The 13,080-nt window shown below is 65.6% G+C and carries 7 protein-coding genes; 5 read left to right on the forward strand and 2 right to left on the reverse strand.

What is annotated here, in order from left to right; genetic code table 11:
* Positions 1–52: 52 nt before the first annotated feature.
* Together IG122_RS14280 and IG122_RS14285 are read left to right on the forward strand one after the other, a co-directional pair.
* Positions 53–3,802, forward strand: coding sequence for an FG-GAP-like repeat-containing protein (locus IG122_RS14280; RefSeq protein ID WP_193184611.1), 3,750 nt, complete (start codon positions 53–55; stop codon positions 3,800–3,802).
* 214 nt (positions 3,803–4,016) lie between these two features.
* Positions 4,017–7,643, forward strand: coding sequence for an FG-GAP-like repeat-containing protein (locus tag IG122_RS14285; protein WP_193184613.1), 3,627 nt, complete (start codon positions 4,017–4,019; stop codon positions 7,641–7,643).
* 32 nt (positions 7,644–7,675) lie between these two features.
* On the opposite strand, the gene IG122_RS14290 is transcribed toward IG122_RS14285, so the two are convergent.
* Complete coding sequence (locus IG122_RS14290) at positions 7,676–9,061, reverse strand: oligosaccharide flippase family protein (protein ID WP_193184615.1); 1,386 nt, start codon at positions 9,059–9,061, stop codon at positions 7,676–7,678.
* 53 nt (positions 9,062–9,114) lie between these two features.
* Between IG122_RS14290 and IG122_RS14295 the strand changes: the two genes are divergently transcribed.
* Complete coding sequence (locus IG122_RS14295) at positions 9,115–9,891, forward strand: hypothetical protein (protein ID WP_193184617.1); 777 nt, start codon at positions 9,115–9,117, stop codon at positions 9,889–9,891.
* Positions 9,878–11,494 carry a hypothetical protein gene (locus IG122_RS14300; protein ID WP_193184619.1) on the forward strand — a complete coding sequence of 539 codons (1,617 nt, stop codon included), beginning with the start codon at positions 9,878–9,880 and terminating at the stop codon, positions 11,492–11,494. The genes IG122_RS14295 and IG122_RS14300 overlap by 14 nt, the downstream gene beginning before the upstream one ends.
* Here IG122_RS14300 and IG122_RS14305 read toward each other — a convergent pair.
* Complete coding sequence (locus IG122_RS14305) at positions 11,484–12,110, reverse strand: methyltransferase domain-containing protein (RefSeq protein ID WP_404924609.1); 627 nt, start codon at positions 12,108–12,110, stop codon at positions 11,484–11,486. The genes IG122_RS14300 and IG122_RS14305 overlap by 11 nt on opposite strands.
* A gap of 147 nt (positions 12,111–12,257) precedes the next feature.
* Between IG122_RS14305 and IG122_RS14310 the strand changes: the two genes are divergently transcribed.
* The gene (locus IG122_RS14310) at positions 12,258–13,079 is read left to right on the forward strand and encodes a glycosyltransferase family 2 protein (RefSeq protein WP_193184623.1); all 822 of its coding nucleotides are present in this window, start codon (positions 12,258–12,260) and stop codon (positions 13,077–13,079) included.
* Position 13,080 lies beyond the last annotated feature (1 nt).

Here is a 13,080-nt window from a genome sequence, read left to right on the forward strand (position 1 = left end):
ACGACCCAATTCCGGGTCTGAAGATGATCGAAGAAGTGTTCTGAGCGGAACCATGGACGGTACGAGCAAGAAAGACCTCCTTGTCGGCGATGCCGGCGCCGACACGATTTACGGTCTCGGCGGCAACGACACCATTTCCGGGGTCGGTGGCGACGATTACCTGTACGGCGATGCCGGCAGGGACCAGGTCTATGGCGGAACCGGAAACGACGTCCTGGAAGGCGGCGACGGCACCGACACGCTTGCAGGCGGCACCGGCACGGACACCTTCGTCGCTACCGCGGCGGAACTCGACGGCGACCGCATCATCGATTACGAGGACGGGGAAACCGTTCTGCTGTCCAGCCTGGTCCTCACCTCGGACCGCGTCACCCTGTCGAACAACGGGAGCACCACGACGGTCTCCATCGACACGGACGGAAACGGATCGGCCGATGTCAGCTTTACGCTCGACGGGGTATTCGACACCGTCACCGTCACACCGACCGGCAGCGATTCGGCGCTGCAATTCAGCGGACCCGGTCCGGATGACGAGACCCTGTCCGGAAGCAACAGCGCCGACACGATCTCCGGCGGGACCGGGAACGACACGATCTATGGCGGCCAGGGCGACGACCTGCTCGACGGCGGTGAGGGCAACGACCTGCTCTACGGCGAGGCCGGGAACGACACGATCCTCGGAGATATCGGCGACGACACGCTGAGCGGCGGCGTCGGCAACGACACGCTGAGCGGCGGCGACGGCAACGATGTGCTGCGCGACACCAGCGGCGCCAACCTGCTCGACGGTGGCGCGGGTGAGGACACGATCTCCGGCGGCCAGGGCAACGACACGATCCTCGGCGGTACGGGCGACGATCTGATCACCGGCGGAGCGGGCGCCGACAGCCTGGACGGCGGCGACGGCAACGACACCGTCTCGGGCGCCTACCAGAACGACACCATCCAGGGCGGGCTCGGCGACGACCAGCTCGTCGGACTGGGCGGCAACGACAGCATCGACGGCGGTGGCGGCAACGACGCGATCACCGGCGGATGGGCGGCCGACACCCTCTCCGGCGGCGAAGGCGACGACACCATCTCGGGCGGCGGCGGGAACGATTTCGTCGACGGCGGCCCCGGGAACGACTGGATCAGCACAACCTCCGGCAACGACACGATCCTTGGCGGAAACGGCAACGACACGATCTACGGCGGCGGCGGAGCGGACAGTGTCGACGCCGGCGACGATGACGATGTCATCTATGGCAGCTACGGCAACGAAACCCTGAGCGGCGGCGCCGGCGCGGACACGATCCACACCGAAGGCGGCAACGATTCCGTCGACGGCGGTGACGGCGACGACCTGATCGTCGCGGCGTCCGGCAATAACGAACTGTCCGGCGGCGCGGGCAATGACACCATCTCCGCCGGCGGCGGCGCCGACAACATTAACGGCGGCGCGGGCGCCGATTCCATCCTCGGCGGTGCCGGCATCGACACGATCAATTCCGGCGCGGGCGCGGACACGGTCAGCGGCGGCGACAGCATCGACGTCTTCACCGGCACGGCCGCCGATCTGGACGGGGATCATATCGCCGATTTCGACATCGACGAATCCGTTCATCTCGACGGTCTCAGCATCACGGCGGATGCCGTGACGGTCACCAGCGAGAATGGCGTCTCCACGGTTTCCATCGACACCGACGGGAACGGTTCGGCCGATATCAGCTTCACCCTCAACGGCAGCTTCGGAGCCGCGACGGCGACCGCAGAGAGCGGCGGCACCACCCTCCGTTTCAGCGAAGGTCCGATCTCCGGAACCGACGGCGACGATGCCCTCACCGGCACCTGGGAAAACGAGACGATTTCCGGCGGTGCAGGCAACGATACCATTTCGGGGGCCGGCGGGAACGACAGCCTCGATGGCGGCACCGGCGACGATTCGATCCGGGGCGAGAGCGGCAACGATACGCTGGACGGCGGCGACGGGAACGACACCATCGAAGGCGGCGGAGGCAACGACGCGGTCGATGCCGGCCCGGGCGACGACCAGGTCAGCGGCTCCTACGGCAATGACACGCTCTCCGGGGGCAGCGGCAGCGACACCATTTCCGGCGGTGGCGGCGCCGACAGCATCGATGCCGGAGACGGCGACGATCTGGCGGTCACGACCACTGGCAACGACACGCTCTCGGGCGGCCTGGGCAATGACACGCTCTCGGCCGATGGCGGAAACGACCTCCTGGACGGTGGAGAGGGCAACGATCTGCTCGACGGAGGAGCCGGAAGCGATACGCTTTCCGGCGGCGAGGGTGCGGATATTCTCAGCGGCGGCGCCGACGCCGACACGCTGGCCGGTGGCGGCGGCAACGATACTTTCGAGGGCAGTGCCGCGGAAGTGAACGGGGATACGATCGTCGACCTCACGGACGGCGATTCGGTCGTTATCAAGGGCGCCGCCTTCTCCGATGAAGATGTCACGGTCACCCCCGGTTCCGGAACAACCGTGGTTTCCATCGACTCGAACGGGGACGGCAACGCCGACGCGAGCTTCACCGTCAACGGCGAGTATCAGTCGGTCAACACCTCGACGACCGACAACAACACGTCGATCGTTTTCTCGACCGAGCCCGAGCACACGGACTGGTCGATCGCCGGGTCGGGCGATTTCAACGGAGACGGCAAGCAGGACCTGCTGGTCGCGTCCGAGGACGGCGACGTTTCGATCTGGACCCTCGACGGTGCCACGCCGCTTGCAAAGAATTATGCCGGCAACCTTACCCGGGTCGGCGACTTCGAGCTCCACACGATCTCCGATTTCGACGGCGACGGCGACGACGACATCCTGCTGTTCGACAGCACCGACCGGGTGGTCTCGGTCTGGGAAGTCGAGGACGGGGAGGTCGTGGAGAAAGGTTTTACCGGCCTGCTGCAGGACGGCTGGGAAATCGCCGCGACCACCGATTTCGATGCCGACGGCGGAACCGACATCCTGCTGCGCCACGAGGACGGCGCGGTCTCCGTCTGGCTGATGGACGGCGCCACCGCATCCGAGAAATCCTATGTCGGCAACATGGGCTCCGACTGGAAGCTCGAGACGGTCGCCGACTTCAATGCGGACGACAAGTCGGACCTGCTGTTCCGCAATGACGAGAGCGGCGACGTGTCGGTCTGGGAAATGGACGGCGCCACGGCCGCGAACAAGGCCCATATCGGCAATATGAGCTCCGACTGGGATCTGGAGGCGGTCGCCGATTTCAACGCCGACAACAAGGACGACCTGCTGATCAAGGACCAGAACGGCGCCGTCTCGGTCTGGGAAATGGACGGTGCGTCCGTCACCGCGAAATCCTACGCGGGCAAGCTCGGGGACGGCTGGAGCATCGAGTCCACCGAGGATTTCACCGGCGACGGCAAGGCGGACATCCTGACCCGGAGCGCGGACGACGTGGTCTCGGTCTGGGAAATGGACGGCGGCACCGCGACGGCCAAGACCTACACGGGCAAGCTCAGCGCCGGTTCGGATATCGCGCAGATCGCGGATTTCAACGGCGACGGCTCAGCCGACCTGCTCATCACCGACAACGATAGCTATGTCTCGATCTGGGAAATGGATGCCGGCGGCACCTCGGAAAAAGCCTTCGCCGGGCCGCTGATCGAGGGCTGGCAACCGGGTCTTGCGGCGGATTTCGACGGTGACGGCGCTGCCGACATCCAGCTCGAGAACACTGAAACCGGCCAGGTCTCGATCTGGGAAATGGACAGCGGCTCCGTCACGGAAATAGGTTTGACTGGCAATCTCTGGAGCGACTTAGTATAACCACATGACAGTGATGGTTATGTCGCTTCCTGGGTAAAAAGCCCTTCTCGGCACCGAAGAATCTCTCCGTTTCGGCTCCCCTTCCGGCTGACGCCCGAGGAGCCGGGCAGCGGACAACCGGCCCCCTGAGGACCGGAGCCGCGCGGAGTACCTGCCGCCCTCACAAAGACATATTGCTTCTAGGTGTCTCTTAAACCTGTGTGCGGAGGTTCACATGGCTGGGACGCTATTCGAGGGTACGGATTCCAACGATTTTTATGATGGAACCGGCGACGACGACACGCTGTATGGCGTCGTCGGAAACGACACGCTTCAGGGACAGGGAGGCGCCGACTCGATTGTCGGCGGCACCGGGGACGACAGTCTCGACGGTGGCGATGGAGACGACCGGCTGAGCGGTGACGCCGGCGACGACACCCTGCTCGGAGGCGCCGGTGAGGACACCCTCGTCGGACACGAGAACGACGATCTGATCTATGGCGGCGACGGCAACGACCTCGTCATCGGATGGCACGATCGGGACACGCTGTTCGGCGATGCAGGAGACGATACGGTTTCCGGCGGACGTGCCGACGACCTGCTTTTCGGCAATGACGGCAACGATATTCTCTATGGCGGCGACGGGAACGACACGCTCTACGGCGGCGCGGGCCTGGACACGCTCTATGGCGATGCGGGCAACGACATCATCTATGCCGACGACGACGAGATCGTCTATGGCGGCGACGGCAACGATACGGTCTACACCAACGACACGTCGGACCTGAGCCGCTTCGTCGATGTCGAATCGATCGTCGGGGTGGATGCGGTCACCCTCACCGGCAGCGTCGACCCGGACATCCTGACCGGCACTGTGGTCGGAGACGAAATCGGCGGCGGCGACGGCGACGACACGATCGATGGCGGTCTCGGCAAGGATACCTTGCGCGGCGGCAACGACAACGACCTGGTCTATGGCGGCGGCGGCAACGACGTCATTTCAGGCGGATCGGGTCTCGATACGCTCTATGGCGACGACGGCGGCGATGCGATCAACGGCGGCGGCGGCGACGATCTGATCTATGGCGGGGCCGGAGCCGATTCGATCGTTGCCGGCGACGGCGACGACGCGATCTACGATGACGGTCTCGACATCATCTATGGCGGCGCAGGCAACGATACCGTTTACACGACTGACGACAGCGACCGTTCGCGCTTCATCGGCGTCGAGGAAGTCGTTCTCGTGCCTCTGGACACGATCTCCGCCGGAGACGGTGCCGACAGCCTCATCGGGACACTGGCCGCGAACGCCATCGACGGCGGTGGGGGCAACGACACGCTCTCCGGCCTCGGCGGCAACGACATCCTTTACGGCGGCGCCGGAGATGATTCCATCGACGGCGGCGAGGGTGACGACAATCTCTTCGGTGGCGTCGGTGACGACACCATCGACGGCGGCAAGGGAGCCGACACGCTCTATGGCGGCGACGGGAACGATGTCTTCTACGACGACGGCGCCGATATCGTTTACGGCGGAGACGGCGTGGATACCGTCTGGACGACATCCTATGGCAACGAGTCGCGCTTCATCGGCATCGAGGAAATCCGCTATCTCTACGACCTCACTTCGGGCACGGACCAGAGCGACACGCTCAGCGGCACCGAGGGACGCAACCTGATCCTCGCCGGGGATGGCGACGATATCGTCGTCGGCAACGCCGACGCGGACACGCTTTCAGGCGGCGCCGGAGCGGACAGCATGAGCGGTCTCGCCGGCGACGACCTTCTGATCGGCGATGCGGGCGACGACACGCTTGTCGGCCATAGCGGCGACGATGTGATCAGCGGCGGCGAGGGAAACGATCTCGTCATCGGCTGGCACGACAACGATACCCTCTTCGGCGAGAACGGGGACGACCTGATCTCCGGCGGCAGGGGTAACGACCTTCTAGAGGGCGGCGCGGGCAACGACGTGCTCTCCGGCGGCGAGGAAAACGACACGCTGAGCGGCGGCGAAGGTATCGACACGATCTACGGCGATGCGGGCGACGACGTGATCTACGACGACGGCTCGGACGTCATCTATGGCGGCGCGGGCAACGATACCGTCTACACCACCGACGACAGCGATATCAGCCGCTTCCACGGTGTCGAACATTACGAACTGATCTGGAACCAGGTCACGGGCACCGACGCCGGGGACGCGCTCTCCGGCAGCGAGGCCATCGACGCCATCACCGGTCTTGCGGGCGACGACACGATCCATGCGGGCGGGGCCGGCGACCTGATCTACGGCAATGCCGGAAACGACGTGATCTATGCCGGCGACGGACTCGACAGCGTCGATGGAGGGGACGGCGACGACACGATCCACGGCGGGGCCGGCAGCAACGGCGACATCCTGAACGGAGGAGACGGAAACGACGTCTTCGTCGCGACCCTGACGGAACTCGACGGCGACGCCATCGCCGACATGACGGAGAACGACCGGCTGGTCATTTCCGATGCGGAACTCGGCTACAGCCGCTTCAGGATGAGCTATCAGAACGGTCAGACCTTCGTCACGGTCGACAGTGACGGCGACGGCACCGCGGACGCGGTCTTCGGGCTCGTCGGCGAATATGACTCGCTTTCCACCACGATCGAGAACGGCACGACCGTCGTCAGCTTCACCCCGGCGGAAATCCCCGGCTGGGAGATTACTCATACGGGCGACTTCAACGGCGACGGACAGACCGATCTCCTGCTGACCTCAACCGAGGACCGGATCTCGATCTGGACCCTCGACGGGGCGGAGGCATTGACGAAAAAGGATGCCGGCGGACTGGGCACGCAAGAAACGTTCTCGATACGCTCCATCGCCGATTTCGACGGCGATACCGACGACGATGTCCTGATGGTCGGCGACAACGGGACACTCTCGGTCTGGCGCATGTATGGCGGGACCGCGGCAGAGAAAACCTACGCGGGCCGGCTGGATTCAAGCTGGACCATCGAGGGCACCGCCGATTTCAACGACGATGGAAAGGAGGACATCCTGATCCGGCAAGATACCGGGGCCGTCTCCGTCTGGGTCATGGGCAACGACGGTACGGCGGCGGAGAAATCCTATGCCGGACGGATGGGCTCCGACTGGACCATCGAGGCCCTCGCCGATTTCAACGCCGACGGGAAGACCGACATTCTTGCCCGAAACGAGGGTGGTGCGGTTTCCGTCTGGGTCATGGACGGCGGTACTGCCAGCGAAAAGACCTATGCCGGCAATATGAGCGCCGACTGGAACATCGAGGCCATCGCCGACTTCAACGGCGACGGCAAACAGGACATCTTGATCAAGAACGAAACCGGAGTCGTCTCTGTCTGGGAGATGGATGGCGGAACCGCGAGCAACAAGGGCTATACAGCCACCTTGCGAGACGGCTGGGAGATCGAGGCCGTGGCGGATCTGACCGGCGACGGCAAGGCCGATATCCTGACACGGAACGAGAACGGTGTGGTCTCGGCATGGGAGATGGACGGGAGCACGGCCACCGCGCAGACCTACACGGGAATGCTCGGCTCGGGCTGGTCGATCCATTCCGTCACCGACTTCAATGGCGACGGTTCGGCCGACCTGCTGGTTTCCAACGGGACGGCCGTCTCAGTCTGGGAAATGGATGCCGGCGGAACATCGGAGAAGGCGTTCGTCGGAAACCTTCAGGACGGCTGGACTCTCGGCGAGGTGAAGGATTTCAACGGCGACGGCAAGGCCGACATCCAGATCGCCAGCGGCACGACCGGCCAGGTCTCGATCTGGGAAATGGACGGTGCGAACATCAGCCGGGCGGGTCTCACCGGGAATCTCTGGACAGACCTCGTGTGATCGACCGGAAAGTCAGCGGAAACGTGGCGCCCTCAGGGCGCCACGAAAACACTGAGCAGAGTCACGCTGCCGCTCAGCAGCACCACCGTGGCGACCAGCCGGGCCGCGTCCCGGATCGACAGCACGCGGCTGCGGCGCAGCAGGACCGACTGGCCGCCGAGCATGACATAGGACGCCACGATCACGCCGATACCGACGCCCTCCAGTTCGGCCATCCGATAACCGATCACCGTGCCGGCCCAGAGCGTCGCGATCGCCAGCAGATAGACGGTGACGATCTCGCGGCTCGGACGGGTCCGCGCGGACATCGCGATCGGCATCAGCCAGGAGGCCATGATCATCGGAATGCCGGCGACCAGGAAGATCTTCAGTGCCGGAACCGCCTCGGCATAGGCGCTGTAGACCAGCGGCACGATCAGCTTCGCGGTCAGCACGCCGATGCTGGAGAGTACCGAGATCACCAGCGCCAGTTTCAGCGCGTCGTTGACCACGCGCGGAGAGAGCGCGAAGGGCTCGGCCGCATAGGCCTCGGCGGAGAGTTTCGGATAATAGGCCTGCGCGATGGTGCCGAAGGTCCCGGCATAGAGCCCGAGCACCGCGGCGGCGAAGGAGAACTGGCCGTAGGTCTCCGGGTCGGCGAGGTCGGCGACGAACCAGCGGTTCGCCATCATGAAGAAGCTCCAGAGCGAGACCGAGACGAAAAGCGGGAAGGCCGCGACGATGGTGCGCCGGACCCGCGGCAGGCTCGGACGGTAACGGATATCGAGCGGGTCGCGCCGCAGCATGTTCACCGCTATGCCGCCGAACCAGAGGATCAGCACCGAGAAACAGCCGGATAGGCCGCCGAAGAACAGGCCGAGGACGCGCGGCACGGTGAGGCCGACCTGGGCGATCGCGTTGTTCGCCGTGAACTGGACGTAATTCGACAGCCCCCGGTAGAGCGCGAGATGACCCATCAGGATGAAAAGCACGCCGCCGGCGGTGATCGCCAGCAGCGTCGCCGGCATCGGCAGCGGCACCTTGAAGGAATTGCGGAAGAAATAGGCCAGCAGCAGCGCCGAGGTGATGGCGATCGTCGCGAGATAGAACCGGGTCCAGAGGATCCCCTGTACCCTGACCCCGCCCGGCCGCTCCATGCCGGCCTGCTTCATCCGCGCGGCCGTACGGGTAATCAGCTGCGAAGTGCCGAGATCGAGCAGCCAGAGATACTGCACGAAGGTGGAGATCAGGATGAACTGCCCGAAGGAGACCGGCTCCATGAACCAGGGAATGAAGAGACCGGTCGCGGCCACGCAGGCATTCACAGTCGGAACCACGAGCGCGTAGCTGCGCGGGCTTTCCAGAAACCGCGCAAGGGATCCGGCCGCAGTCGGCAGAACCGGTGGCTCGGTGCTTTGCGGATCGCCGCCGGTCGTCATATGCTGGCTCCCGGAACACCGTCGGTTGGGCGGAAGTGCATGAGGCGGAGCGGATGGAGTGCGACTGGGTTGAGGGACTGCCGGCCGCGATCCGGATCGGCGCCATCGAAGGCACTGCGTTTGGAATAGAAACAGCCGACCGTCACTCGTTCTTCACCTTTGCGCCCGAAAGATATGGCGCCCGCATTATAGACGATCAGGCGCCGTTTATCGGCCCCGAAACCGGCGAACGGCACCTGTCGGTCGAAATGGCCGAGGGCGCCTGGGAAGCAAAGATCACTTCCGCCGTCAGCCCGCAGCGGCTCATGTTGAAGGCTTCGCTTACCACGCTTTCGCCTTCGCTCTTTCAGGATTTTGTCCTGCGCGCGGTTTTTTCCAGGGACTCCTTCACCGAAGCGAAGATCGGCGGCGACCGGTTCGGTCACGAAGGGCGCGATCTCTACCACCAGCATCCGGTGCCGCGTGCCAGTCTCTCCGGCCCGCACGGGACAGTGACGGTCCGCGTGACGGAGGCGGCGACCGGCCCCTGGTTCGAACAAGTGCTCTATGTCCGCGATGCACCCGAGGGCTGGGTCGTGCATGCCCGGCTGCTGCCGAAACCGCCCTACGCCCAGCTCTGGATTCGCTGGTTCACCCGGTTCTTCCGGCTCTCCCTGCCCGACGGCGCGAGCCGCGCGCTGCTCGCGCTGCCGGGGGTCGGCCGGGCGCTCTGGTACGCGGCGGAACGCGGCGGTGCGGGCGCGTTGCAGCTGCAGGCGAGCGGGCTTGCCGGCGTGCCCGCGGGCGAGACCCTGGCCCTGGCGATGGAGCTTGATTTTGACGGTCACTGATCCTTCTCTCTCCGGTCGTCTCGATACAATCGCGCGCGGCATTGCCGACGCACTGGCCACACAATGCGACCGCGACCGGGGGTTCCGGGAAACCGAGTTCTACGGCACCGCCTTCGCCTGCATGCTCTGGCGCCGCTGGCCGGAGCGCTACGCAGAGGATCTCGAGGCCGGGCTCGCGCGGCTCCGGGACCAGGACAAGCGGGCGCGGATCGGTGCCTGGCAGAACCCCTACCATTGGGAGTTCGTCCGCTTCGCGCTGGCCGACCTGTTTCGCGGCGGTTCCGCCGCCGGCTTCGCGAACAGCTGTGATGTGCTCGGCAAGCCCGGCTTCGTCGGCAATCGCGTCGCCAACTGGATGCTGCTCAGAAGCACCGTCCGGATCATGGAGGGACGCCCCGCCGGGCGCCTGCTCGGCCGACTCGAACGGCGGATCGCCCTCGCGCATTACCAGCAGCCCGCCGGTTTCATCGAGGATCAGCGGGGGGCGCCGACACAGCAATATCACGCCTTCATGACCGCCCTGCTCGGCTACCAGATCGCCGTTCTCAAGGAGCCCTCCCGGTTCCTGCGGGATCGTTTCGCCGCGGCGCTCCAGGCGCTGCAGCGCACTGCGCTTCACGCCGGCGAGGTCAATGCCGTCGGGCGCGGGCAGTTGCAGAGTTTCGGCTATGCCGCCGCCAGTCTCGCGCTCGCCTTCGGCCTCCGGCTCGGGCTGGCAGACCCCGGCGCGGAGGCTCTGCTGGGCGCCGTGCTCGATCGCCTGGAGGCCGCAGTCCGCCCCGACGGAACGCTCCCGCTCATGATCGAAGGCGCCGATGAGCGCACCGAGGTCGAACCGGTGCCGGCGCATCCGCATCAGGAACGGATCGGCTGGCATTCCTACAATAACGAAGCCGACTATCTCGCCTTCTCGGGAGCAGTTCTGAAACTGGCGGCGGAGCAGCTCGAAGGATTTGCACCGTCGGCCCAGCCCGAACCGTTTCGCGGCGAAGATAGCCTCAAGGACGGTATCCGGGTCTTCCGCAACCCGGCCTATTCCGCCATCGTCACCCTGCCCCATGCGGGCCTGACGGCGGCCCAGCCACTGCCCTATATCGTGACGGCCTCCGGCGCGCGGCCCCTGCCGGCCTACGGCGGAGAGAAGCTGCCCGGGAGCATCTACGGGGCGCTGGCCCATCCGCTTCCGGTATTCGAGGCGGCATCGGGCCGCTTCCGCTCCGTCCTCGACGGCGCCCTGTTCCGCTGGGCCGGTCCGGACCGGATCGTCGGAGAGACCGGCAGTCTCCGGTTCGAACGCAGGTTCCGTTTCTCGGAGAACTCGATCGAGATCGCGGACGCGCTGATCACGAACGAGCCGGAGGACGGAGACCTCCTGCATCTGCCCTGGCTTCCGCTCGCCGGCGATATCGAGGCCACGGAAAACGGCAAGGACTTCGCCCTGGACGGCGCCCGTCTGGTCTCGGAAGAGCCGCTCGCTCCCGTTCCGGGCACTGAACCGCAATATGGAATGTCGGGAAAGCTTAGGGTCTGGTCCCGCGCCGCGCCGCCCCCGCCGAAAGGGGAGATCGCACGCGCTGTCTACAGGATCCTGCTCACGCCTTGATCCCGTCCACCAGCAACGAGAGATGCGAGGAGGGGAAGCTCTTGTCCGGCGTTCCGAAGCGCCGGCAGCGATGGATATGTCCGCGCTCGGCAATCCAGGGTTCCTCGTGGAAGTCGCCGCCGGCATCGAACCATTCTCGCGGCTCGACGGTGAACCCGGCCGCCGCGAGGGCTGCGCTCAGGCTCTCGACGGTGAAGAGCTGCTTATGGTCGTCGGCGCCGGGCCCGATGCCGCCCGGCTCCACATGGCGGATATAATCCGGGTCCGGATTGTGCCCGTCGGGCACCGCGATCCGGATCGTGCCCCCGGGTTCGAGATAGCGATAGGCATTCGCCAGCACGGCGGGGACGAGCTCCGGCGGAATATGCTCGAACACATGCTCCGCCAGCAGACGCTCGACCCTGCCCTCGGCACCGACGAGATCCGCCCAGACCGCCGGGTCGGTGGCATCGAAGAAGCCGATATCGGAGCCGAGCCAGCCCGCCTCCGGCGCCGCGCCGCCGAGCACGATCCGGAGCGGCGTACCCGCCGCGGCCGCCGCACGCAGCTTGCGTTCCGCCGCACGATCCCGGAGCGGGCGGAGAAAAAGCTCCGATATTTTTCGCCTGAGGCCCATCCTGCTCACGTTCATTTAACCAATACGCACAAAAATGCGGCGCAAACGGTTCAGAAATCACGATAAGTCACCGGCTCGCACGATATACGAGGCGGAGGCGATCTGATAGGTTAAACGCTCCCGATTCGCGTGCTGTTCAGAGGATCCATGCCGGCGGACGAAACCCCGACCGTCTCCGTTGTGACCACCGCCTACGAGGCCGAGCGCTTCGTCGCGCGGGCGCTGCGTTCGGCGGCGGCGATGGAGGGGGACTGGCCGATCGAGATCCTGCTGTTCGACGACGGCTCGACGGACGGCACCGCCGCCGTGGCCGAAGCGCTCAAGGGAGAGCTCCCAAACCTCACGATCATCCGCGGCGAGCGCTGCGGCCGTGCCGCCGCCCTCAACCGGACGATCCGGGCCGCGCGAGGAGACCACATCGCCATTCTCGATGCGGACGACATCGCACTTCCGAACCGCCTGGCCGTGACCCTGCCGTTGCTGGAGGCCGATCCCGGCCTCGCCATGGCCTGCTCGGAAGCGCTGGTGTTCGAACACGAACCGCCCGCCCCGCCCCCGGCGGATCCCGCTGCGGTCACCGTGACCGACATCTCCCCGGCGGCGCTCTATGTCTCGAACCGGCTGGTACATTCCACCGTGCTGTTCCGGCGCACGGCCTGGGACGCGGCAGGCGGATACGACGAGAGCCTCGATATCTGCGTCGATTACAGTTTCTATTTCCGCCTGCTCCGCGTTGGCGGCATCCGCCACAGCAGTGCCGTCACCTGCCTGCGCGAGCGCCGGGACGACAGCTATTTCGCGGCGAAGGACCGCCGGGACTACATGAACGCCCTCGCCCGCATCCACGCCGAAGCCCGCGCGGGAATGACGATCCCGCTCTGGGCCCAGCTCGCCGCGGCGGCCCGGATGGCGAAGAACGGCGCCGAAGCGCTGGCACATCAGATCCGCCCCCGGCAGGGAGTGGCCTGAG

The sequence above is a fragment of the Nisaea sediminum genome, assembly GCF_014904705.1.
Classification (GTDB): Bacteria; Pseudomonadota; Alphaproteobacteria; order Thalassobaculales; family Thalassobaculaceae; genus Nisaea; species Nisaea sediminum.